Below are 21,842 nucleotides of genomic sequence, written 5' to 3' on the forward strand. Positions count from 1 at the left end.
CCCAACAAAGTCTTTTGTATCAAATCCTTTTTTTGCAAGGGTTCTGAATAGATACTTTTTTCTTATGGCAAGCCAACCATTTGAAAACCGCTCCAATAGTGGGGATGGGAACGCTCTTCGTTGCGCAGGGCAATCTGGGTATGGCGCAGGGCGGCGCGCTTGTCACCGTCTTCCCGGAGGAATTGAAAATAGCGCCGGATAAAAAGCAGGGACGATTCAGGTTCCATGCGCCATAAACTGAAAATGGCGGTGTTGCCGAAGCCGAAGAGGAGACCCCGCATCAGGGTGGCAATGGCCTCGCCATCATCCTTGGGGGCCATGGGGAGATCGGTGGCGGATAGTGTCAAGAGATCGGCATCCAGGCCCATGTCATACATCTCCCTGACGGTGAGGCGACCGTCATTGTTCGGATCGGGGGTCAAAAGAATGGCAGAGTCCAGGGGATGCGCCGGACGCAGGCCCAGGGGAATGGCCAGATGGATGTATCGATATCCTTCTTCCAGATTTTTCAGGGTGTTTTTGGTGGCCAGGTCACCCAGATGAACCTTGGCCTGGAGGTGTTCGTCGGACATGGCCACGACCACGGCAATGGCGAGGGCTTCATCCCGGGCCAGGGGGACAGGGGGAAGTTTTTCTTCGGCAGGGCGTTTGGGATCGCCGAAGGCCACGAGTCGTCCTTCCTTGCCGCGTTTTTCCAGAGGGAAATAGGCGCTCGTATTGGCGCTTGGCGACATGCGCATCTCATACCGGTCGATCATCTGGATGTTGTCGTCGTCGAGCAGAACTGCAAAAGGGAGATGCAGCAAGGCACCATGCGGGACAATGGTCACCTTGCTGGTCTTGATGCGTTCCTGAAGGGGGGACCAGAGCTTGCGGTACAATTTGCGGGCAGGTTCACGCCACTGCTCGCCGGATGAAGATTTCAGGGCCTGACGCAGGGCCAGGACATGGGCCTCCGGCTGGACATCCGGCAGGTTGAGGCAGTGGAATTCATTGCGGGAGACCACAAAGGCCAGCAGATTTTTGGGGGCGTATTGATGAAAGACAACCAGGGTTTCATCCAGGGGGAGCTGTTCCTGGATGCGGGGCAGGGTCAGGGGACTGGCCCCCAGACTGGCGGCCAGGGAAAAATCCAGCTCGCTTAACCTTTCCAGAAGCTGCGTGCGATTTTTATGCAATCGTTCCCGTTCTGCTGCCGTGCGCCGACCATCCCGCCGGCTGGTCTGATCGTTGATTTCCGCCAGGGTGGTCAGCAACCGCTTGACCTGGTTGGAACGGTTGGGGCGGATGCCCCGCAGAGGGGTGGAACGGGCCAGCAGGTCGGTCGTGGCGAGGGCCTTGGCACGTTCTGCAACGCCAAAGGCCTGGGTAAACTCACCCTGGCGATACAGAATGGCTATCAATTGCCGGTAGACTTCCTGTCGATCCCCGGTGATGCCGGTTTCCGACACCGAGCCGTGAAAAGGGATCGGTTCGGCCTCCATGGCTTCGATGGCACGTCCCCACCAGCCGATGGCCTGATCCTGACGTTTGTCGAGAATGGCGATACGACCCCGGTCATACAGGGCCATCCAGAACAGATCCGACAAGATGGGCATGCGGGGATCCAGGAGCAGGGCATCGAAGGTTTTGCGGGCGCAGGAGAGGTCACCGGTCTCCAGGCAGGCCCGGGCCAGCATGAACCGACGGGGGAGGGTCACGAGCCAGGCACCACTCTGCTCTTCCATGCCCCGGCGTCCCATTTCCGACAGGGTACTCAGGGCACCCTGGAGCGGATTCACCCAGGTGGCGGCCATCATCAGGACTTCGATGGTATGGACACGATCGTACTCTTCAATGGCCTCCCGCACCTGCACATAATCCTTCAAGGCCATGCCGATCTGGATGGATGCCGTATGAAAGGCGGCCTGCAATTCCGGACTGGTTTGCACGGGAATGAGACTTTCCAGTTTTCTCAGGTGATGTTGGGCTTCGGCCCGGTGACCTTGCAGGGCCTCGGCCACCCCGGCCACCCGATGGGCCTGGGCCAGCCAGCGATCCCGATCCGGGGTGGGAGGCTCGCGTTGCAGGAGATTCAAAATTTCCTGGGAATAGACCAGGGCCTGGGAATAATCGCCGATTTCCAGTCCCGTCAAGGCTCGCCATACCAGGACAGGGGCCATCAATTCCCGGGAGGTGGGGACGTCATCGCCCGGGAAAAAGAGGGGTTCGTCCGTTTTCTGGGAACGAACCCGCTCCAGATACAGGTCCGAGCAGCGCTGAAAGGCCTCATACCGTTTCATTTCGTAGTAGGCCCGACAGAGGTCCTGGAGTGTACCGATGTCGGCACTCTCCAGGCTCAGGTTTTCCTCGAAATAGGTCGCTGCCTGCGAATAGCGATGGCTCATGACCAGAATGCGCATGCTCATGGCATTGTCCGTGGCGCAGCCAAGCCAGGAGAGGCTGATCAGCATCAACAACATGAGGCTGGCAGGCGTGAATCCTGAACGAAATTTCCAGAAAAAATGCGGGAAGAGAAAAAGTTTGTTTGGCATCGGTAACAGGTCACCTGGAATTTCTTTGCGTCCCGGGCCGGGATCACGGTATGGTCAAGGGTGTGATCATGCCACAGAATGTCTCCCTTTTTCCCACGTTTTCTTTTCAGGTTCCAGATCCATGGCCATTTTTCCCGGTTTGACCGTGCCGGTGGAGCGTTGGGCACGCCTTCTTGAACGATGCCGCACGGAACAGGATCCAACCCGACTCAAGGAACATTGCGTGGCCCTGGAAAAATTTTTTCTGGAGTTTGTGGCACCGCAGAGTGCCTTGTATCACCAGCAGGCCGGATCAACAATCCCGGATGAGACTCTGGATGAAGCCCTGGTCTCCCGACTGGTCACCGCCGGGGCGGGTTGTCTGGGAGAGTCGCACCGTCTGTTGTGCCGGTTGCATGCCATTCTGCATCAGTCGGACCCTGCCCGGTTTCACCAGGAAGCCACGCGGTTGATCGTGCGCCTTGACCGGATTTTGCAGCGGGTCCAGGGTGGATGATGACAGATTTCCATTGTCCAGGTTTCGACATTGTCAGCATCCTGTCCGGTCATGGTTCCTTTGCATGATCCGTCCACGATGCACCATAAGGAGGCCAATGTCATATTCCGTTGAATCTCGAAACAGATTTTTGGCCCAGGCACCATCTCGCACCTTTTATGAGTTTTTTGCTGGTGGTGGCATGGCGAGAATCGGTATCGGACCCGACTGGACATGCCTGTTTGCCAACGACATCAGCGCAATGAAGGCTGCCTGTTACCGGAGGTATTTTGGAGACGAAGGCTCTTATGTCGTGGGCGATGTGGCGACGGTTGAAACATCGCAATTGCCGGAATGTGCCGATCTGGTTTGGGCATCATTTCCTTGTCAGGACCTTTCCCTGGCCGGGTCTGGTGCTGGATTGGGCGGGACCCGGTCTGGAACATTCTGGCCTTTTTGGAATTTGATGCTGAGTCTTCGCCGGGAAAATCGCGCTCCGCGCTTGATTGTGCTTGAAAATGTCTACGGGACGATCACTTCTCGCAGAGGGGAAGATCTGGCGTCAATCCTGGGTGCCTTGGCAGATGGTGGATATAAATTTGGCCCACTGGTGATTGATGCCGTGCATTTTCTGCCGCAAAGCCGACCAAGATTATTCATTCTTGCTGTTGACCACGAAGTTGCAGTTCCTGGCTTTCTCTTTGCTGACGGACCCAACCCAAAATGGCATCCAGGTACTCTTAACCATGCTTACGACGTGATATCCGGGCAAACCTGCTCCAAGTGGATATGGTGGAACCTCGCCGATCCACATGAACGTCGCACAACTTTTGCCGACCTGATTGAACACGAACCAGTTGGTGTGACCTGGCATTCTCAAACAGAAACGATGCGGTTGCTTGACATGATGTCACCGATCAATCGAAAAAAGGTGGAAGAGGCTCTGCATTCCGGCATTCGCAGGGTGGGAGGACTTTACAAGAGAACCAGAAAGGATGTGAATGGAATCAAAAGGCAAAGAGCAGAGGTTCGTTTTGATGATGTGGCTGGGTGTCTGCGTACTCCCACAGGTGGGTCCAGTCGCCAAACAATTATTATTGTGGAAAATGATTGGGTACGTTCCCGTTTATTGTCGCCCAGAGAAGCAGCCCGTTTAATGGGTTTACCGGAAAACTACATGCTCCCCATAAAATATAACGATGCCTACCATTTGGCCGGTGACGGGGTTGCTGTTCCCGTGGTCCGCCATCTTGTCTCACATATTGTCGAACCGATTTTGGACCAGTCACGGCAATCCATTTGTAAAGACGCAGCATGACGTTTGCAAAAGACAGGACGCATGAAAACGATGCGAACCAAGCGAGTTTCCCTCAAAGTGGGTTCAATTCCATGTGGGTTGTTGCCTGAAACGAGGCTTCGGATTGAAACCTACATGGATGATCTGCTCAGAGCGGCCCCTGCCATTGGATCTCATGGCCTTGATGACGATGAATTCTGGCGATCTGGTATCTTTCGTAGTGCCATTGAGAGCATTCGGGGAACACAGTCTGCGTCCATGGCTGAGAAACGCTCGTTTGTTGATGAGGTTTTGGGATATCTCAAAGAAAAATCCAGGATAACCTCATTTTCTTTCACCGGAGCTGGAGACAGGCATGACTACCAGGTTTCGATGGATGACGGTACGCAGTCGGTAATTGAATCCAAGGGATGCCTTGATGGACAAAATACAACGATTTTTCAACGACCACAGAATGCAGAAGAGTTTGTTATCTGGTCATTATGTCAGAATCCTGGCTCGGATCCGCAACATAATGCATGGTCTGGAATCCACACCAGAATTGGCGGAAAACTCATCGCAGAAAAAGAAAAAGTGGACGGACTGATCATCTGGGACATGCTGTGCGGCACGGCAGGACGACCTTGTCCAAAATTAAAGAATGATTTGCGTGGCATAAAACTTCCCAGTGGACGGTTTCTCCCTCCGCCCTGCATATATTTGTTTCCCAGGACCGTTCCCGACCCCAGAAACAACCCGTCACCCAGGCCATGGTCCATCGATGAAATCAAACTGCTCCATGCCATATGGAAAGAGTTTCAAGGGCAACCAAGTGATCTGACGGCAATACATATTGATACCAGGATGAACGGTGCCAACGTCGAGCGCAAAACCACATTGATTCGGGCGGGCGTGATGGTGACAGGGTCCAATTGGACGGAGTTGAAACGGGCATCCCGATAGAAGCCGACATCTTCGATGTTTCTAATCATGCTGAATTTATTATTAAAATATCGGAAATGGGACAATATCCGCAAGGTCAAGGCCATTTCCGGTCAGCGGGTGGCAATCATGGGAAACAGGGCCAGAATTTCCACGGCCAACTCCTTGCGTGTCTTGTTTTCGATGTGGACGATCCGGTCTGCGGCCTGTTCATAGAAGGGGAGGCGTCGTTGCATGAGTTCAAGGGTGGAGTGTTGGGTCGTCAAAGAGGGACGGTTGGCATCTCCCTGCACTTTTTCCACCAGACGTCGAATATCGCCTTGCAACCAGACGACCAGACCGCGTTCTCTGAGGAAGTCGATTTTTTCCCGGGCGTAGATTTCCTCGCCTTGGGCACCGATGTCAACCACCACACCGCCCCCGCAATCGATGATGACATTGTCCATTCTGGCGACTTTTTCGACCACCTGGCGTTCCATCTGGCGAAAAGCCCGCCAATTGCCGCCATTGCGGGCCAGAATCCGGGGTATGGACAACCCTTCATGCTCATATGAAATGAGCAGATCGGTTGACAGGATGGGACGGCGGGTCAGGGTCGAGAGTCGGCGTGCGACACTGGTCTTGCCGGCCCCGCGCATGCCAATCAGCACAATGTTCATGTCGCCGCCCCTTTCTGGTGCGCATGCATCCGCCAAAGCTTGATCCCGATGACCAGCAGGGGGGAGGCATGCATGATCAGATCGAATATGTCGATGGGCTTGTGCAAGGTTCCCAGGGAGAGCATGCGTAATTTTTCAACCAAATGCGGTTCCGGGTGGACCGGGGCCATGCCCAGCATGAGGGCAATCACCAGCAATATTGGCCATGAAACGCCATCCACCCACTGCATGACACGATTGTTTGCCTGCGATTCATCCATTGCTTTTTTCCTCGCTTCCAGGTGATCACTCCCGCCAGGATACCCTGTTCGCCCCTCTTCGCAACAGAGACCATCCGCACCGAAACGCCCCCTGTTGCACAACGGATGGGGTACAATGGCAACCCGGAACATGTTGCAATGGATCCAATCTGGATAATTTTATTGATTGTTTTTGGCTTGTTTGCGGCGGCGATCCGGGCGGATCTCCGGGCCGGCTGGTCGCGTCGCCTGCAACGCGCCAGGGGGAGCAAAGAGTCCGACTTCAAATGTTTGCGGGGCAATTGTCGCAACGGTTATGGCGAGGCCCTGTTCAGGAACGGCAACCGCTACAAGGGCCAGTATCGGCATGGTCGCAAGGAGGGACAGGGTTCTTTCACCTGGCGTGATGGCCGACAGTATACCGGTCAATGGAAAAAAGGCCGCATGCATGGCAAGGGTGTCATGACCTTTCCCCTGGGGGGACGTTACGAAGGGGATTTTGTCCAGGACCTCAAAGAAGGTGAGGGGTGTTATACCTGGCCCAATGGGGGTGTCTATCGGGGAAAATTTGTCGGCGACAAACGTAATGGCTTGGGAACCTACACGGCTCCCGATGGCCATCAAATCCGTTGCATCTGGCGGGATGACAAGCCCGGACGTTCCATGGAACCAGTCGGCAAGCGTCCAAAAGCGTGAAAAACCCGGGAATATCTGTCGGCAATAAGGCAATAACAAGGTAACCAACTGAAACAAGGCCTTGATCATTGACAAAACAATATTTCACGAACCACGAGGCGGACCACGGGCAACAGGTGTCGGCTCTCTGACCTGTTGTCGCTCCATTGACGGGTTTTGCATGATTTCGACTGCCGGTGGCCATTCCCGGAAGCAGACGAGATCAGGATCAGGCTCCAGGCGCGCTTGGCATGAAAATTGTATATTCCTACCGGAGTACCCGAATTCAAGGAAGAATCGTTTTGCAGGGGAGTCTGAAAATGTCAGCGACGCAATGCAAGGATGCCATGCAGGTTCCGAATGTCACCATGACGGCCTGTTTTCCGGGCTGGAAAAATTATTGGTTGCGGTCGTTGCGGGATATTCTGCTGCTGTTGCTGTTGACCCTGGCCATGGTTTGGGGGTTGGCTTTCTGCTTTGTTCCGGATGCCGTGCGTTCGGTCACGGGATTGGGCAGCCATGCCAGTCTGGCTCATGATTCCTGAGGCTCTGCCGGCGTATCTCGGCATTTTGTTTCCGTTTTACGGGTGGCCATCCAGAGCTGAAACCGTCCTGACGTTTCCCTGTATTGTGTTCTGTATTGTGACTTGAGCGTTTTTTCTGTGCGGGTTGCATTTTTTTCGATTTTGCTGGCCGTTCATATGCCGATCAACCTGGATAAGAGGTATACGTTATTTCCTCAAGTCAGGGGTTGACCATGAACGTGCAAGCGCAGAGTGATTTGGTTCGTCCTTTCAACCAGGCCTGGAACGTTGCCGACCGGAACATTCCGCAACCTGTTGGCAACAGGGCCGCCCAGGTCATCAGGCAGGCTTTTTCTTCTGGCGACACCGTGACCCTGACCGTGCCGGAGTCGGTCAAGGGGGCCATCAAGACGTTGGCAGAAAAAACCCTGAGCGAACTGCCCCCCAATGGAGCCGTGTCGGCGTTTGACTTTTATGCATGAAAAAGGGGTGTTTCCCTGTCAAAACAAGCCCTCGCCGCTGATTTTCTCTGCGGTTCCGGCGAGTTTTTCCCGTCCCTGCAAGTCGGGATTTTTCCAGCCTGGTTTGGCCATCAATACCGACGGGGCTGTCTGTCGCGAAATGTAATCCAGTGCCGCCAGAAGGTCTTTTTCTGACAGGTACCTGATTTGTTTCATCTTGAGGGGGTGAATGGCGCGGCGTTTACCGTTTTTCATCCACGCGATCTGGCGGACCATGTATTCATAATGCTGGCCCTGCAACAGGGGGTAGTAGTCATCGGGCTTGCCTTCGCCATGGTCGCCATGGCAGGCACGGCAATAGTCGTGGTAGATTTTTTTGCCACGGTCCAGATCGGTTCCGGGACCGTGGCCATTCTGGGGATTCATGGGCAACGCGGCAATATAGGCCGAAACATCGGAGATGGCCTGATAACCACCGATCTCGTCAGGCAGGGAAAAACGGAACATGGTGGGATTGTCGCGGTTTTTGGCGGCAATGTCGGCCATTTGTTTGACCTGTGCGGTACGGTGTTGGCCGGCAATCTGGGGAATTTTGCCATCCGTGCTTCCCCAACCTTCGGGTTGATGGCATTTTTCGGAACAATATTGAAAATAGACCTCACGACCGCGTTTCAAATCTGCGCGCAGGCCCAAAGCGGCATCCCGGTATTCCCCCTTGGTCATCCATTGGGCCATGATGAACTCCCGCAAGGGCTTCAATCCCCGGGCGCGGCGGCGGGCATCTTCCTCGCTGTCTTGTTCCAGGCTGCCATTGGGGAACATGTCGGAACCGAAAAGACGGGTGAGAATGGCTTCTTCATCGGCCAGACGTTTGTTGCGGCGATAGAGAAGGCTGAGGTTGTACAGGGCAAAGGGATTGTCGGGTTCCTGTTCCAGGGCCTCCTGGTAATATTTTTCGGCCTTGGCATCGTTGCGCAGATCTGCGGCATCACCAGCCATGTTGACCAGTTCATTGGCTGAATAGGGCGAAGCCTGACAGCCGAACAGGAAAACGAATCCCAACAAAACCAAAAATTTTTGTTTCATGTTGACGAGCAACTCCTTTTCGTTATACCAGACATTGTACCAAAAAGAAGGATCGTTGGGAATCAGGATTCCGAGATCAAGGAGCTTGAGTGATGCGGGTCGGTCGATTTTTTTTGCGGATGATCCTGGCGGCAGCCCTGCTGGGAACGACAACCTCTTTTGCCGAGGGACCACCAGCCCAGAAGCCGGCCAAACCCGACCGGCAGGCTGACGGGGCAGCCACCGCTGCCGCCGAGGGAACAGCCCGAAAGCCGGCCAAACCCAATCGGCCATCCGAAGCCGAGGGACCAGCCGGAAAGCCGACAAAGACCAACCATCCGGACCGGTCCGGTCAGGCACGGGAAGATCGATCAGGTGGAACGAACGACTCCATGGATTCGATCAGCATGGCGTTTGCTGACATGGGAGAGCGGGTCCAGGCCATGCGGATGCAAATGGCCAAGGTGCGACAGAGCGAATCCCCCGCCGAGTGGCGGCAGTTGCTGCGTGAACACAGCGAAACCATGCGCGAGGTCGTCCAACAAATGCAGGAACTGACGCAGGGCGTGTTGAACAATACGGAAACAGGGACCGCCGGTCAGGCGGCGGGGCACAAAAAAAGTCCAGCCGGGAGTGATGCCGGCATGACCAGGCATCAGGAACTCATGGAAAGACGACTGGCATTGCTCCTCAACCTGATGGAACAAATGGTGGTTCATGTGGATGCCGTCATGCTCGGGTCGGGTGGTGCCCACTAAAACCGGATTTCATGGCCGACCGCCTCGGCATGCAGGTGATCCCCATCCTTGATCCGTCCGGCCAGCATGCCTTCGGCCAGGGGGTCCTGCACGAGTTTTTGCATGACCCGTTTCAGGGGACGGGCACCATAGGCCGGGTCATAGCCTTTTTCAGCCAACAGATTGCAGGCCGATTCACCCAGTTCCAGGGTGATCTTGTGCGGTTCCAGAAGGGTGTGCAGCCGCTGCATCTGGATGGTGACGATGGCGTCCATCTGTTCCCGCGCCAGGCGGTGGAAAATGACCACGTCATCCAGGCGGTTGAGAAATTCGGGCCGGAAAAAACCCTGCAATTCGGCCATGACCAGATTGGACATGGTGGCGTGATCCTGGGTTCCGGTCATCTCCTGGATCAGGTGGGATCCCATGTTGGAGGTCATGACAATCAGGGTCTGCCGGAAATTGACGGTCCGTCCATGGCCATCGGTCAGACGCCCGTCATCCAACACCTGGAGCAGAACATTGAACACCTCGGGGTGGGCTTTTTCGATTTCGTCCAGGAGAACGACACTGTATGGACGCCGCCGGACCGCTTCGGTCAACTGTCCCCCTTCCTCGAAACCGACATATCCCGGGGGTGCCCCGAGCAGGCGGGCCACTGTGTGGCGTTCGGCATACTCGGACATGTCCAGGCGCACCATGGCCTGTTCATCGTCGAATAAAAACTCGGCAAGGGCCTTGGTCAATTCGGTCTTGCCGACCCCGGTAGGCCCCAGGAACATGAAGGAACCCAGGGGACGATTCGGATCCTGGATGCCGGCCCGTGCCCGCCGCACGGCCCGGGCAATGACCGACAATGCCTGGGGTTGTCCCACAATCCGCTCGGCCAGACGGGCCTCCATGTGGAGCAGTTTGGCTCGTTCCCCTTCCAGCAGGCGTGCCACCGGAATCCCGCTCCAGCGGGAGACAATGGCTGCAATGTCATCAACATCGACTCGTTCCCGCAACAGCCGGTTTTCGCTCTCTTTGGCGGTGGTCTGGGCCGCAGCGAGCCGGCGTTCGAGATCCGGAATGGTGCCATAACGCAGTTTCCCGGCCTCTTCGAGCAGATTGTGGCGCACGGCCTGTTCCAGTTCCTGCCGTTGCTGTTCCAGGGTCTCCTTGAGGGACTGGATTTCGGTCAAAACCGATTTTTCCTTTTGCCACAGGGATGTGAGACGGGTTGACTCCTCCTTGAGATTGCCGAGTTCCTGTTCCAGATGGGCCAGACGATCCCGGGAGGCGGGATCGGTTTCCCGGGTCAGGGCGGTGCGCTCGATTTCCAGTTGCAGTATTTTCCGGTCGATTTCATCGATGGCGCGGGGCTTGGAGGTGATTTCCATGCGAATGCTGGCGGCGGCCTCATCCATCAGGTCGATGGCCTTGTCCGGAAGAAACCGGTCGGCAATATACCGGTCTGCCAGGGTGGCTGCCGCGACAATGGCTCCATCGGTGATCCGTACCCCGTGATGCAGCTCATATTTTTCCTTGATGCCGCGCAGGATGGAGATGGCATCCGCCACGCTGGGTTCGCCCACCAGGACCGGTTGGAAGCGTCGTTCCAGGGCGGCGTCTTTTTCGACGTGTTGACGGTATTCATCCAGGGTGGTGGCTCCGACGCAGTGCAGATCGCCCCGGGCGAGGGCCGGTTTCAACAGGTTGGAAGCATCCATGGCTCCATCGGTGCGACCGGCTCCTACGAGTGTATGCATTTCATCGATGAACAGGATCACCCCGTGATTGGCATCCTGGACCTCCTTGAGAACCGCCTTGAGGCGCTCCTCGAACTCGCCCCGATATTTGGCCCCGGCAATCAGGGCACCCATGTCCAGGGCCACCAGACGTTTGCCCTTCAGGGATTCCGGTACATCGCCGCGCACAATGCGCAATGCCAGGCCTTCGATGATGGCGGTCTTGCCCACCCCGGGTTCGCCGATCAGGACCGGATTGTTTTTGGTCCGCCGGGACAATACCTGAATCGTGCGGCGAATCTCCTCGTCCCGGCCAATCACCGGATCCAGTTTGTTTTGCCGCGCCAGCTCGGTCAAATCCCGGGCATATTTTTCCAAAGCCTGAAACGTTCCTTCCGGATCCGGCGAGGTGACCCGCTGCTTGCCGCGCACCTCTTGCAAGGCCACCAGAAGATTTTTTTCCGTGGCCCCGGTCTGCCGCAAAAACTCTCCCCCCTTGCCCTCTTTTTCCCGGGCCATGGCCAGCAGAAAATGTTCTGTGGAGGTGTAGTCATCTTTCAATTGGGTTGCCAATTGTTCGGCATCCACCCACACCGCCTGAAACCGGCGCGAAGGAATGATCCGATCCGCCCCGCTGCCCACCACCTGGGGAAAGGCAGTCAGTGCCTGTTCCAGATTTTGTGCAAGGGAATCGGGATTGGCATTGACCTTTTCCAGAATGGCACGGGTCAATCCGTCACGCTGGGCCAGAAAGGCCAGAAGCAGGTGTTCCGGCTCCATCTGCTGGTGCGAGCGACTGGCAGCCAGACCAAGGGCGTTTTCAAAGGCTTCCCGGGATTTGGTGGTCAAACGTTCCTGGCGCAAGGTGGTTCTCCAAAAAATAACTTATGAAAGACTGGGAAGGGGGTCCAGGGGGAAGGGCTGTGCCCTTCCCCCTGGTGGGGGCCAGGGGCGAAGCCCCGAAAACGGAGCCGACAACCCGAACAAGGCCCGGAGGAGAGTTGAACACTCACTCCAAAACAAGTCCAAAACAAGTCCAAAACATTCAAGATGTCCAGGACATTCAAGACATATGCATGTCAAGAGGGTTTTGCAAGCCCCACCCGGGCCACAGTTTAATTTAATATTGATCCACACAATGCAATTGGAGGTTCGCTGGCACCAGCGTATCATGTATGATAAAGCATGATGGCATGGGATTTTGAACCTTTGTCAAGAAGGGAGCTAAAGATGGAACGTGTGACCATCACCTTGCCAAACGATATGGCCGCTACCATCAAGAATGCGGTCGAAAGTGGTGACTATGCATCCACAAGCGAAGTCGTGCGTGCAGCACTGCGCGACTGGAAAATGAAACGCACCTTGCATCTTCATGAACTTGCCGTACTCAAGGCCGATATTGACCTTGGGTTGGCCGATGTGGCGGCGGGTCGTGTGAAAGAATTTGATGCGGCACGCATCATTGAACGAGGAAAGAAGCTATTAGCCCGCTCATCCTCCGTCTGACCGACACAGCAGAAGCTGACCTTGCCGAAATTTGGTCTTTTGTTGCTTCTGAGTCCTCGGAAGCAACCGCAACACGATTGCTTGCAAAGATCGAGAATACCAGCCGATTGTTGTTGGAGTTTCCCCTCTCAGGAACGGCGCGAAACCAATTCGCGGCGGGTCTGCGTGTAATACTTGAGGGCAACTATGCTATTTATTACACGGTGTCCGAAGCGGAACTCGTCATTGTTCGTGTATTGCATGGCGCACGCGACACTGCCACACTGGCCAGACGGGGAGGGTTCATGTGAACACCCTTTTCACTCGTTGTTCATTTTGTCTCATGCTTGCTGATCCAGACATCCTGTAAACCTGCGGTTTTGCTGGATTCGAGATTTTGCCATTTGACAAAATTGTTTGCTTTGTTTACACGTGTTAGAAAACGCATTCCGTCTGCAAAAATGGTTATGCCAGTCTAGTGAGAAAAGGAAAGATAATATGGATGAGAACCTTGGTATAGTAGAAAGAATCAGGAAGATGGCTTTGGAAATTCTTGATAAAAGCCATAAAGGAAAGAGATTTTCAGAATTAAAAAATGAGATTATCAAAATTGATCCTTCTCTTAATCACAATACAATTAGAGGCGCAATTTGGAATTTAGATGCCGTTTTTTCGGATAAAGTTTCCAAGCCTGAAAAAGGTTTATTCATTTTTATTAAGTTTCAAGAAGAATTAAATAAACAGCAGGTTCCAATTAATGTTACGGATATTGAACAAGCAAAAAGAAGAGTTCCTGAAAGTGATTTTTATGAACCGTTTGCTGATTACCTTGTGGAACTTGAAGAAGTAACGGCTGCTATTAAACTTGGAAGGAATTTGTTTGGAAAAAAATGGGGCACTCCAGATGTTATCGGAAAAAAAGAATCAAGACCTAGCGATATAGTCAAGTTCACAACTGAAATTATTTCTGCTGAAATAAAGACAAATACTGATCAATTGATTACTGCTTTTGGACAAGCGTGTGCATACAAACTTTTTAGTCATAGAGTATATTTGGTTGTTCCTAAACAATTTTCAAATGAAGATAGATCCAGGCTTGATGCGTTATGTAAAATTTGCGGAATTGGTTTGATTACGTTCGATATGAATTCATCATCTAAGCCTGACTTTAATATTCTGGTTAGGTCTTTAAAACACGAGCCAGACATGTCATACACAAATGCTAACATGAAAATAATCGAAAAAGATTTATGGTCCTAATCATGGTCTCGGTTATTGGATGTGAACATTAAACAAAACGGTTTCATCTGTTTAATGTTTATGTTTCGGAATAAATATGTGCCGCTAGCCAAGGTCGCGTAACCGAAGTGGGTGGAAATCCCGTCTTGGAAGGTTGGCCAACCACTGGGGAGCGAGTCTTTGAAGAGAGGGTAGACTCTGACTTTAAGGAGTCTAGCAAAAATAAGTTGAACAGTTTACACGATACACATCAGGAAGTTACTGCTTGATTAACAATACGTTGTTCAAATTGTTTATGCCAGGTTCCCAAGGGCATGAGCCGCAAGTTTGAAGTGATTGAACCTTGTAATACGAATTAAAGGGGAAAGACAACGTTGTTTATTTAACGGAAATCAAAATGGGTGGTTGCGAAAGGCAAGTGACCGTCTGTTTCCTCGGGATCTGAGAGCATGGTGTGTCGAAGATTGGGGGTATGCGGTAACCTGGGAGACTTGAATAACGTTGAAGTCATTGGATGTGACGGACCAGATTCCGAAGGAACGGCTCATTTTGGCAAATGTGTGACAGTTCGTTTTGCGCCGCATCGATGATGGAGACCTTCAAAAATGGAATCAAATCCATTACCAACAGAAACAAACAGAGAAAACACTCTATCTCGGCAAGTTCCACTAGAAAAAAAGTGTGTTACTTGTGACCGGTTTTTTATCGGAATGGCAAGTGAAAAATACTGTGCAAGACACGAACCCGTACCCCAGATACCACAGGAAGAAGAACCGCAAAAGATCATGCAAAACTGCAAAATCTGTACAGTTATTTCAGGCATTATTGGAGCGATACCATCACTGATAGGATTATACGTATATATGAAAGAATTTCAAAGGCTTGATGGTTTTTGGGAAACGACTGGTTTTTTCGTGTTGATTGCAACAATATCGTGCTTGTTGGGTTTAATGTTGTTTCCATTCACTCATTTCATGCTTGGTTGGATGGGCACTATTTTGGAAAAGGAATAGATCGTTTTTGTACCCAAAGAATTTTCCGCATTGTTTTTATTAAATCGAAAAACTCATTGAGAGTTCGTTATTTTCTTTTCGAAACATTAAATTTTTGTTACGTTTTTGTTGGGAAAATATGGATATTCCTGAAATATTGTCTTCCTGGTTGACTAGATAATCTTGATTGAAGGAAAGTATTTCCAGATGATCATCATATATGATGTGAAGTTGATTTTCATAATGTTTCGAGCGGGGAAATATTCGCCAATTGATGGGTTCACCCGGCAGGGTAATTTCCTGGCCATGGCTTGGAAATACGACGATGGCATTTTCAAGCTCAACAACCATGCCAAAGCTGGCTGTACTGGCTGAAATGACAGAACCTTGCCAGGATGCAAAGTTGACCATTCCCACATGATGAATACGACTTTTTGGATCTTCTTCCCAGGGGCTGTATTTGACGACCTTGATGGCATTGGGTACAGCCTGGCAAAGTTTATCCTGTACACCCCAACAAAACCCATCGGAACCAAAAATTCGTGGGGCATTTTCTACCCGTTCAAAATGTCGTTCGGCTTCTCTGTCGTAGGTATTGTTGTCGTTATGTTTACTGAACTCAGCCAGATAACCTGATGTATCCGATGAGGCAAAAACGCTCCAGTAGGCCCAACCGCAATCCCGACAAACGGTGCTGGAAAGCTGGTGAGGGTTTTTTTTATCAAAATCGATTGCACAAAATAGATGATCGATGGCTCCAAATCGAAGATTGAGATCGAATTCATACAATCCTTCGGAACCAGCCGCCATGGCCAATGCGCCATAAGCGGCAGACAGACCAAGAACCGGGCCATCCCATTTTTTCTCCACAATTAATTTAATTTCCTGATCATTCAATAAATTTTGAACTTCTCCAGAATATAAATAATCGCTTCTTTGAAATGCGCATTCAAAAGCAATTTTTATTTTTTCAGGAATCCGCCATGAAAATATCAATCTATCCCAGTCCAAAGACCGAATATCGCCATTGATCCCGAAAAGATAGATGCGGCCCTTATAAATAAATGAATCCCAGTATTTCCCAGGAATGCACATTTTTACAGGTTGCATGGTTGCCCCTTTGCAATCAAAGGGGCATATGTTTTTGGACACAGGTTGCTTCGGTATTTTTCATGTTTTCCGGTCTGGCATGGTCTGGAAAAACCGGCGGTCGGACAAGGCGATATGGGTATTGACCCATTCGTAGAGAAAATCCAGAATCCGCTTGGCGAGGACGACTCTTTCCAGATTGTCGTCAAGCGTTACAAACTTTTCTGCAAATTCGATCATGGTATTTTCAAACTGGCGATGCTCCATGGCATGATTTGACACGTCTTGATAATGCGATGTTTGCATCAGCTCTTCTTCGTAGGCAAAGTGCGTGGCTGTATAATCCTCGATCAGTTTGAAAATGCTTTCGAGATGCGCAAAATCGATGCCCTCGTCACGTCCGCCGCTTTTTTTGACCAGACGTTGCAGCCCCGTCATGACGAAAAAGAGCATTTCGTGTTGAAAATCAATTTCCGGATGTCCGAGGAGGATTCTTTCTGGCAAAAATTGATATTTCATGGGCTGACTCGGCAATGGTTTGCGGGATGGTTTTGAATGGCTCCTGGTCTGTCTTTGCGCTCTCAGGCTCTTTTTCAGTGTACTCCATTTCAGGATATAAATCCATTTCTCTTTCTGTCGGGGCAACGGGGGATACCTTGTGGCACCGTGGGGTTTCCGTTAGGGTAGCGGGTGACTTGGGGAGGGGCCTCCCCGAAGAAAACGTTAATGAGCAAACCGAGGTCACATCATGTTCGAAGGCGTTATTTGCGCCTTGATCACCCCTTTTCGGGACGGTCGTGTGGACGGCCAGTCCATGCGGCGTCTGATCGAGTATCAGATCAGCCAGGGTGTCCAAGGCATCGTTCCCTGTGGAACCACCGGTGAATCGGCGACCCTCTCCCACGACGAGCATCGGGAGGTGATTCGTCTCTGCCTGGAATATGTCAACGGGCGCGTGCCGGTCATTGCCGGGACCGGTTCCAACTCCACGACGGAGTCCATCAACCTGACCCGCTTTGCCCGTGAAGCGGGGGCCAGTGGCGCACTGCTCATCACCCCCTACTACAACAAACCCACCCAGAATGGTCTGGTGGCCCACTATCGTGCCGTGGCCGAGGCCGTGGACATTCCCCTGGTGCTGTACAATGTGCCGGGTCGCACGGCGGTGGACATGCAGGCCGAAACCGTGGCCCGTCTGGCGGAACTGCCGAACATCGTTGCCGTCAAGGAGGCCACCGCCAACATGGAACGCGCTTCGACCATTCGTGCCCTGTGCGGCGACAAGATTGCCCTGTTGTCGGGTGATGATGCCACCTTCATGCCTTTCCTGGCCATTGGTGGAAGAGGGGTCATTTCGGTGTCGGCGAACGTGGCCCCGGGTCGCATGGTGGCCATCTACAAACACTGGCGGGCTGGTGCCAGCAAGGAGTCCCTCCGGGAACACGATGCCCTGCTGCCCCTCAACCAGAAACTGTTCTGTGAAACCAACCCGATTCCAATCAAGGCAGCCGCCCATATGCTGGGATTGAGCGGACCTGAAATCCGGTTGCCACTGACACCCATGTCTGAAAATCACCGGGAACCTTTGCAACGCATTTTGCGCAACCTGGGCCTGTTTGAACAGGTTGCCCCGTTCATCAACTGACAGGCAAAGGCCGGCATGGAAATCCGGGGGGAAGTGGGCTTCTGAAGCCTTTCCCCCCGGTGTGGTCCGGGGCTTCAGCCCCAAAGCAGACATATCCGTGATTTTTTCGTAACTATTCAGAACCCCTTCATTAAAAGGATTTGACATGGAAGACTTTGTTGGGGCTCCGCCCCAAACCCCGCCAAGAGGAAGGGCACAGCCCTTCCTCCTGGACCTCCTTCCCAGTTTTTCAAACGTTTACTAAAACAGGGGGGCTGAATAGTTACATTTTTTCTGTGAATTATCGTCGATTATCGGGCATCGGTCTGGCGGTCACTCTGGTGGCCGTGGGTGCCTGTTTTTTGTTGGCACAGTTGTTTGAAGATCATGGGCAAAGGAGTCATAAAACTGTTTCTGTTGCCGACCGGGATGCTTTTCTGGTGCGTGGCAGGCAGGTTGCCTTGGCCTGCATCGGTTGCCATGACCTCTCCCCGCGACGGCACCCGAGCCGGAATGGCCCTCCCCTCTGGGGCATCATCGACCAGCCGGCGGGACGTTATCCGGGATTTGCCTATTCCGGGGAATTTCTGGCCATCGTCGGACAAAATTGTCTGGTCTGGACCGAAGGTGCCCTGAGCCGTTTTCTGACCCATCCGCGTGCCCTGCATCCGGACACGTTGATGAAACATTCCAGCGTGGGCAATCCCCGGGAGCGTCGTGACCTGCTGCTTTACCTGTTGACCCTGACGGATGGCAAGGCGGCCGCTTCAGCCGGGGCCTCGACACCTTCCAGGTCACCGGCACCGACAGCGAACGTTCCGGGCGAAGCCGAGGCCAGCCTGGAAGGGAACCAGGCGGATTTGATGGAAATCGGCATTCACGAGGCGGAAAAATGCCGTGCCTGTCACGACCTGACCGACCGGCAACGCAATCTGGTCGGTCCCCATCTGTGGGGTGTGGTGGGACGCACGGCCGGATGGGTCAATGGCTACTGCTATTCGGTTCCCTTTCTGCAAAAAACCGGGCAAAAACTGGTCTGGGACGAACAGAGTCTGTATCTTTTCCTGGCAGCGCCCAAGACATTCATACCCGGCACGAAAATGTTGTTCGACGGCATTCCCAAAGCCGAGTATCGGGTCGGCCTGATCAACTATCTGCGCTCCCTCAAACCGCAGCGGTCTCTTCCGTGAGCATGACATATTATGGATTCCGAACTTCCAGAACGCCTGATCTCCGCCCAACCCGAGACCGGGGAGGTCAGTGGCGAAAGCACCCTGCGTCCGCGCCGCCTGGAAGAGTTCATCGGGCAGGAAAAGTTGAAAAACAATCTCCGGGTATTCCTGACCGCTGCCCGGGAGCGGTCGGAATCCCTGGACCATGTGTTGCTGTTTGGACCACCTGGTCTGGGCAAGACAACCCTGGCGCAGATACTGGCCGCCGAAATGGGGGCCAACCTGCGGGCCACTTCGGGACCGGTGATCGTCAAGGCCGGGGATCTGGCGGCCTTGCTGACCAATCTGAACCAGGGCGATGTGCTGTTTGTGGATGAAATCCATCGCCTGAATCCGGCTGTGGAAGAAATTCTCTATCCGGCCATGGAGGATTTTCAGTTGGACATCATGATCGGGGAGGGGCCTTCGGCCCGTTCGGTCCGGATCGATCTCCCCCGCTTCACCCTGGCCGGAGCCACCACCCGGGCCGGCATGCTGACCAGTCCCTTGCGGGATCGTTTTGGAATTCTGGGCCGCATGGAGTTTTATTCCGCCGCCGAGCTGACCCGGATCGTGCAACGGGGTGCCACCCTGTTGCAGGTGCCTGTCACGGTGGATGGTGCCGAAGAGATTGCCCGGCGGGCACGGGGAACACCCCGCATTGCCCTGCGTCTGCTGCGGCGAGTCCGCGATTTTGCCCAGGTATTGGGCAGTGGCCAGATTGATCGTGCCATGGCCGACCGCGCCCTTTGGTTACTGGAGGTGGATGCCAAAGGGTTGGACGGCATGGATCGCAAGCTCCTGCACACCATCATCACCAAATTTGGCGGTGGTCCCGTGGGACTGGATACCCTCTCTGCGGCCATCGGTGAAGAGCGGGATACCATCGAAGATGTCATCGAACCTTATCTGCTCCAGGAAGGGTTTTTGGATCGCACGCCACGTGGTCGTCGTGCCACTGCGGCGGCTTTCACCCACCTGGGTCACCCGCAACAGGGGAGCCTGCTGTAAATGACTGCGACACCGTTTCAATGGCCCGTGCGGGTCTACTATGAGGATACCGACGCCGCCGGAGTGGTCTACCATGCCAATTATCTGCAATTCATGGAACGCTGCCGCACGGAGTGGTTGCGTTCCCTGGGGATCGACCAGCAGCGCTTTTTTCGGGAGACCGGTCTGCAATTTGCTGTGGCGCACATGGAAATTGCCTTTCTGGGACCGGCACGCCTGGACGATTTATTGACGGTCACCACCCGGCTGTCAACGCTCCGACGCGCCAGCATTCATCTTGAGCAGGAAATTTTGCGTCCGGCGGACCAGTCAACCCTGATCCGGGCCACTGTCCGTATTGCCTGCATCGATGCCCGGTTTCGTCCGCAACGGATCCCCGGCGGCATTCTTTCTCCAGAAGTAACGATTCAGCCCTCTCCATGAAATAACGGTAACTGTTCAGCCTTCCCATTCGAAACGTTTGAAAAACCAGGATGGAGGTTCAGGAGGAAGCGGCTTTGCCCTTCCTCCTCAAGATGCATCGCTTTTGGCACCCCGAATGAGATAGAATGGCAGGGTCTGAAGGCTGAAGATGAGAGCAGGAGGCTGAAGAAGGGCTGGACATGCGGCAGTACGGAACCTTTTTGAGAAGATATATTTTGATTTTGGCATAAAAAATGCGGTAGATCACACCCAGGCACGGAACGGGCCGCAGGGAACAACACAACCCCCATGGAAGGGAAAGAATTGCCATGATGAACGAAGCCCTGGCTACCCATAGCATTTGGGATCTGGTCATGCAGGCCGGATTGCTGGTGAAACTGGTCATGCTGGGTCTTTTGGGAGCGTCCCTCGTCTCCTGGGCCATGATTTTTGACAAATGGCGACGCTTTCGCCGCATCACCCGGGAGTCGGACGAGTTTGAGGAACGGTTCTGGAGTGGTGGCAATGTGACGGCGTTTTATCAGACGGCCTCGCAGGAGTGGCCGGACTGCCCGATTGTCACCATGTTTACCACCGGATTCCGGGAGTGGAAGCGCTGGGAAAGCGGCGAACGGACCGGCGGCGCGGCCCGGGATGCCAGCGAAACCGGGGATCTGGTTTCCAGCGTGCGCCGGGCGATGACCGTGGCCCTGAACCGGGAGATTGATCAACTGGAACGGGGTTTGACCTTTCTGGCCACTGTGGGTTCCACGAGTCCGTTCATCGGTCTGTTTGGTACCGTGTGGGGCATCATGAACGCCTTCCGTGGTCTGGCCGGGGCCAAGACCACGACCCTGACCATGGTGGCTCCCGGCATTGCCGAGGCCCTGATTGCCACGGCCATGGGCCTGGTGGCTGCCATTCCGGCGGTGATTGCCTTCAACAATTACTCTGCCGAATTGCGCCGTCTCAACCAGAAGATGGACAACTTCGGTGCCGAATTTCTCAACATCATCGAACGGCGGGTTGCCCGCATGAGAAGGAGCGCCTGATGGGTATGGGAGCCTCCATGGGCTCGGGCCGTCACGGTCCCATGAGCGATATCAATGTCACCCCGCTGGTTGACATCATGCTGGTGCTGTTGATCATTTTCATGGTGGCAGCCCCATTGATGAGCCAGGGAGTGGAAGTGGAATTGCCCGAAGCCCAGGCCAATCCCATGAGTTCGGATCAGGAACCCATGGTGATTACGGTCACGGCCAACGGCACCCCCTCCATTGAAGGCCAGATGGTGAGCATGGAGCAGTTGTCTGTGCGCATCCGGGCCGTCAAACTGGCCAATCCGCGTCTGCCCGTCTATGTCCGGGGTGACCAGCGGGCCAATTACGGGGCTGTTGCGCGCGTTTTGGTTGAAATGCAACAGGCCGGTGTCACCGAAATCGGTTTCATAACCGAACCTCGGTAGCCTGGAT

The 21,842-nt window shown here is 53.7% G+C and carries 24 protein-coding genes; 17 read left to right on the forward strand and 7 right to left on the reverse strand.

Annotated elements, in window-relative coordinates; all coding sequences use genetic code 11:
- Positions 1-62: 62 nt before the first annotated feature.
- Complete coding sequence (locus tag HQL65_11435) at positions 63-2,534, reverse strand: CHAT domain-containing protein (GenBank protein MBF0136844.1); 2,472 nt, start codon at positions 2,532-2,534, stop codon at positions 63-65.
- A gap of 121 nt (positions 2,535-2,655) precedes the next feature.
- Between HQL65_11435 and HQL65_11440 the strand changes: the two genes are divergently transcribed.
- The 3 genes from HQL65_11440 to HQL65_11450 all read left to right on the forward strand — a co-directional run bounded on the left by HQL65_11440 (position 2,656) and on the right by HQL65_11450 (position 5,248).
- The gene (locus HQL65_11440) at positions 2,656-3,030 is read left to right on the forward strand and encodes a hypothetical protein (protein ID MBF0136845.1); all 375 of its coding nucleotides are present in this window, start codon (positions 2,656-2,658) and stop codon (positions 3,028-3,030) included.
- Positions 3,031-3,127: 97 nt separating this feature from the next.
- The gene (locus tag HQL65_11445; protein ID MBF0136846.1) at positions 3,128-4,327 is read left to right on the forward strand and encodes a DNA cytosine methyltransferase; all 1,200 of its coding nucleotides are present in this window, start codon (positions 3,128-3,130) and stop codon (positions 4,325-4,327) included.
- Between the two features lie 30 nt (positions 4,328-4,357).
- On the forward strand, positions 4,358-5,248 hold the full coding sequence (locus tag HQL65_11450) for a hypothetical protein (GenBank protein MBF0136847.1): 891 nt from the start codon (positions 4,358-4,360) through the stop codon (positions 5,246-5,248).
- 92 nt (positions 5,249-5,340) lie between these two features.
- Here the strand turns inward: HQL65_11450 and HQL65_11455 are convergent, their stop codons facing one another.
- A complete protein-coding gene (locus HQL65_11455) occupies positions 5,341-5,886 on the reverse strand; it encodes a shikimate kinase (GenBank protein MBF0136848.1) in 546 nt (181 codons plus the stop codon).
- Positions 5,883-6,116 (reverse strand): hypothetical protein, encoded by a 234-nt coding sequence (locus HQL65_11460; GenBank protein MBF0136849.1) that lies wholly within the window; start codon positions 6,114-6,116, stop codon positions 5,883-5,885. Before HQL65_11460 ends, HQL65_11455 begins: the two co-directional genes overlap by 4 nt.
- A gap of 168 nt (positions 6,117-6,284) precedes the next feature.
- Here HQL65_11460 and HQL65_11465 point away from each other — a divergent pair, with 168 nt between their 5' ends.
- From HQL65_11465 to HQL65_11475, 3 genes are all read left to right on the forward strand, one after another.
- A complete protein-coding gene (locus HQL65_11465) occupies positions 6,285-6,821 on the forward strand; it encodes a hypothetical protein (protein MBF0136850.1) in 537 nt (178 codons plus the stop codon).
- Between the two features lie 230 nt (positions 6,822-7,051).
- Positions 7,052-7,345, forward strand: a complete 294-nt coding sequence (locus tag HQL65_11470) for a hypothetical protein (GenBank protein ID MBF0136851.1) — start codon at positions 7,052-7,054, stop codon at positions 7,343-7,345.
- Positions 7,346-7,557: 212 nt separating this feature from the next.
- Positions 7,558-7,806 (forward strand): hypothetical protein, encoded by a 249-nt coding sequence (locus tag HQL65_11475; GenBank protein MBF0136852.1) that lies wholly within the window; start codon positions 7,558-7,560, stop codon positions 7,804-7,806.
- Positions 7,807-7,824: 18 nt separating this feature from the next.
- On the opposite strand, the gene HQL65_11480 is transcribed toward HQL65_11475, so the two are convergent.
- Positions 7,825-8,520: a c-type cytochrome gene (locus HQL65_11480; protein ID MBF0136853.1), complete on the reverse strand. Its 696-nt coding sequence runs from the start codon at positions 8,518-8,520 to the stop codon at positions 7,825-7,827.
- A 443-nt stretch (positions 8,521-8,963) separates the two neighbouring features.
- Between HQL65_11480 and HQL65_11485 the strand changes: the two genes are divergently transcribed.
- Complete coding sequence (locus HQL65_11485) at positions 8,964-9,608, forward strand: hypothetical protein (GenBank protein MBF0136854.1); 645 nt, start codon at positions 8,964-8,966, stop codon at positions 9,606-9,608.
- Here the strand turns inward: HQL65_11485 and clpB are convergent.
- Positions 9,605-12,181 (reverse strand): ATP-dependent chaperone ClpB, encoded by a 2,577-nt coding sequence (gene clpB / locus HQL65_11490; GenBank protein ID MBF0136855.1) that lies wholly within the window; start codon positions 12,179-12,181, stop codon positions 9,605-9,607. The two genes, HQL65_11485 and clpB, sit on opposite strands and share 4 nt — an antisense overlap.
- A 324-nt stretch (positions 12,182-12,505) precedes the next feature.
- Here clpB and HQL65_11495 point away from each other — a divergent pair, with 324 nt between their 5' ends.
- The 4 genes from HQL65_11495 (at position 12,506) to HQL65_11510 (ending at position 15,054) form a co-directional block, all read left to right on the forward strand.
- Complete coding sequence (locus HQL65_11495) at positions 12,506-12,823, forward strand: type II toxin-antitoxin system ParD family antitoxin (GenBank protein MBF0136856.1); 318 nt, start codon at positions 12,506-12,508, stop codon at positions 12,821-12,823.
- Positions 12,799-13,113 carry a type II toxin-antitoxin system RelE/ParE family toxin gene (locus HQL65_11500; protein MBF0136857.1) on the forward strand — a complete coding sequence of 105 codons (315 nt, stop codon included), beginning with the start codon at positions 12,799-12,801 and terminating at the stop codon, positions 13,111-13,113. Before HQL65_11495 ends, HQL65_11500 begins: the two co-directional genes overlap by 25 nt.
- A gap of 187 nt (positions 13,114-13,300) precedes the next feature.
- On the forward strand, positions 13,301-14,062 hold the full coding sequence (locus HQL65_11505) for a hypothetical protein (protein ID MBF0136858.1): 762 nt from the start codon (positions 13,301-13,303) through the stop codon (positions 14,060-14,062).
- 584 nt (positions 14,063-14,646) lie between these two features.
- The gene (locus HQL65_11510) at positions 14,647-15,054 is read left to right on the forward strand and encodes a hypothetical protein (protein ID MBF0136859.1); all 408 of its coding nucleotides are present in this window, start codon (positions 14,647-14,649) and stop codon (positions 15,052-15,054) included.
- A gap of 39 nt (positions 15,055-15,093) precedes the next feature.
- Here HQL65_11510 and HQL65_11515 read toward each other — a convergent pair whose 3' ends face one another.
- Together HQL65_11515 and HQL65_11520 are read right to left on the reverse strand one after the other, a co-directional pair.
- Positions 15,094-16,143 carry a hypothetical protein gene (locus HQL65_11515; GenBank protein ID MBF0136860.1) on the reverse strand — a complete coding sequence of 350 codons (1,050 nt, stop codon included), beginning with the start codon at positions 16,141-16,143 and terminating at the stop codon, positions 15,094-15,096.
- Between the two features lie 60 nt (positions 16,144-16,203).
- Positions 16,204-16,641 carry a hemerythrin domain-containing protein gene (locus HQL65_11520; GenBank protein MBF0136861.1) on the reverse strand — a complete coding sequence of 146 codons (438 nt, stop codon included), beginning with the start codon at positions 16,639-16,641 and terminating at the stop codon, positions 16,204-16,206.
- 229 nt (positions 16,642-16,870) lie between these two features.
- On the opposite strand from HQL65_11520, the gene HQL65_11525 reads away from it, so the two are divergent.
- The 6 genes from HQL65_11525 (at position 16,871) to HQL65_11550 (ending at position 21,835) form a co-directional block, all read left to right on the forward strand.
- A complete protein-coding gene (locus HQL65_11525) occupies positions 16,871-17,767 on the forward strand; it encodes a 4-hydroxy-tetrahydrodipicolinate synthase (protein ID MBF0136862.1) in 897 nt (298 codons plus the stop codon).
- Positions 17,768-18,042: 275 nt separating this feature from the next.
- Positions 18,043-18,936 carry a hypothetical protein gene (locus tag HQL65_11530; protein MBF0136863.1) on the forward strand — a complete coding sequence of 298 codons (894 nt, stop codon included), beginning with the start codon at positions 18,043-18,045 and terminating at the stop codon, positions 18,934-18,936.
- 12 nt (positions 18,937-18,948) lie between these two features.
- Positions 18,949-19,968 (forward strand): Holliday junction branch migration DNA helicase RuvB, encoded by a 1,020-nt coding sequence (ruvB, locus tag HQL65_11535; GenBank protein MBF0136864.1) that lies wholly within the window; start codon positions 18,949-18,951, stop codon positions 19,966-19,968.
- On the forward strand, positions 19,969-20,391 hold the full coding sequence (gene ybgC, locus HQL65_11540; GenBank protein ID MBF0136865.1) for a tol-pal system-associated acyl-CoA thioesterase: 423 nt from the start codon (positions 19,969-19,971) through the stop codon (positions 20,389-20,391).
- Positions 20,392-20,702: 311 nt separating this feature from the next.
- On the forward strand, positions 20,703-21,422 hold the full coding sequence (tolQ, locus tag HQL65_11545; protein MBF0136866.1) for a protein TolQ: 720 nt from the start codon (positions 20,703-20,705) through the stop codon (positions 21,420-21,422).
- On the forward strand, positions 21,422-21,835 hold the full coding sequence (locus tag HQL65_11550) for a biopolymer transporter ExbD (GenBank protein MBF0136867.1): 414 nt from the start codon (positions 21,422-21,424) through the stop codon (positions 21,833-21,835). Before tolQ ends, HQL65_11550 begins: the two co-directional genes overlap by 1 nt.
- The last annotated feature ends 7 nt before the right edge of the window (positions 21,836-21,842 follow it).

It is taken from the genome of Magnetococcales bacterium (assembly GCA_015228935.1).
Classification (GTDB): domain Bacteria; phylum Pseudomonadota; class Magnetococcia; order Magnetococcales; family DC0425bin3; genus HA3dbin3.

Coding starts and splice junctions, on each gene's coding strand:
- HQL65_11550 (MBF0136867.1), top strand. CDS start 21,422: ATGGGTATGGGAGCCTCCATGGGCTCGGGCCGTCACGGTCCCATGAGC.
- HQL65_11450 (MBF0136847.1), top strand. CDS start 4,358: ATGCGAACCAAGCGAGTTTCCCTCAAAGTGGGTTCAATTCCATGTGGG.
- HQL65_11505 (MBF0136858.1), top strand. CDS start 13,301: ATGGATGAGAACCTTGGTATAGTAGAAAGAATCAGGAAGATGGCTTTG.
- HQL65_11520 (MBF0136861.1), bottom strand. CDS start 16,641: ATGAAATATCAATTTTTGCCAGAAAGAATCCTCCTCGGACATCCGGAA.
- HQL65_11440 (MBF0136845.1), top strand. CDS start 2,656: ATGGCCATTTTTCCCGGTTTGACCGTGCCGGTGGAGCGTTGGGCACGC.
- HQL65_11465 (MBF0136850.1), top strand. CDS start 6,285: ATGGATCCAATCTGGATAATTTTATTGATTGTTTTTGGCTTGTTTGCG.
- HQL65_11455 (MBF0136848.1), bottom strand. CDS start 5,886: ATGAACATTGTGCTGATTGGCATGCGCGGGGCCGGCAAGACCAGTGTC.
- HQL65_11480 (MBF0136853.1), bottom strand. CDS start 8,520: ATGGCCCAATGGATGACCAAGGGGGAATACCGGGATGCCGCTTTGGGC.
- HQL65_11460 (MBF0136849.1), bottom strand. CDS start 6,116: ATGCAGTGGGTGGATGGCGTTTCATGGCCAATATTGCTGGTGATTGCC.
- HQL65_11525 (MBF0136862.1), top strand. CDS start 16,871: ATGTTCGAAGGCGTTATTTGCGCCTTGATCACCCCTTTTCGGGACGGT.
- tolQ (MBF0136866.1), top strand. CDS start 20,703: ATGAACGAAGCCCTGGCTACCCATAGCATTTGGGATCTGGTCATGCAG.
- HQL65_11495 (MBF0136856.1), top strand. CDS start 12,506: ATGGCATGGGATTTTGAACCTTTGTCAAGAAGGGAGCTAAAGATGGAA.
- HQL65_11435 (MBF0136844.1), bottom strand. CDS start 2,534: ATGCCAAACAAACTTTTTCTCTTCCCGCATTTTTTCTGGAAATTTCGT.
- HQL65_11510 (MBF0136859.1), top strand. CDS start 14,647: ATGGAATCAAATCCATTACCAACAGAAACAAACAGAGAAAACACTCTA.
- HQL65_11475 (MBF0136852.1), top strand. CDS start 7,558: ATGAACGTGCAAGCGCAGAGTGATTTGGTTCGTCCTTTCAACCAGGCC.
- HQL65_11485 (MBF0136854.1), top strand. CDS start 8,964: ATGCGGGTCGGTCGATTTTTTTTGCGGATGATCCTGGCGGCAGCCCTG.
- HQL65_11470 (MBF0136851.1), top strand. CDS start 7,052: ATGAAAATTGTATATTCCTACCGGAGTACCCGAATTCAAGGAAGAATC.
- HQL65_11515 (MBF0136860.1), bottom strand. CDS start 16,143: ATGCAACCTGTAAAAATGTGCATTCCTGGGAAATACTGGGATTCATTT.
- ybgC (MBF0136865.1), top strand. CDS start 19,969: ATGACTGCGACACCGTTTCAATGGCCCGTGCGGGTCTACTATGAGGAT.
- ruvB (MBF0136864.1), top strand. CDS start 18,949: ATGGATTCCGAACTTCCAGAACGCCTGATCTCCGCCCAACCCGAGACC.
- HQL65_11445 (MBF0136846.1), top strand. CDS start 3,128: ATGTCATATTCCGTTGAATCTCGAAACAGATTTTTGGCCCAGGCACCA.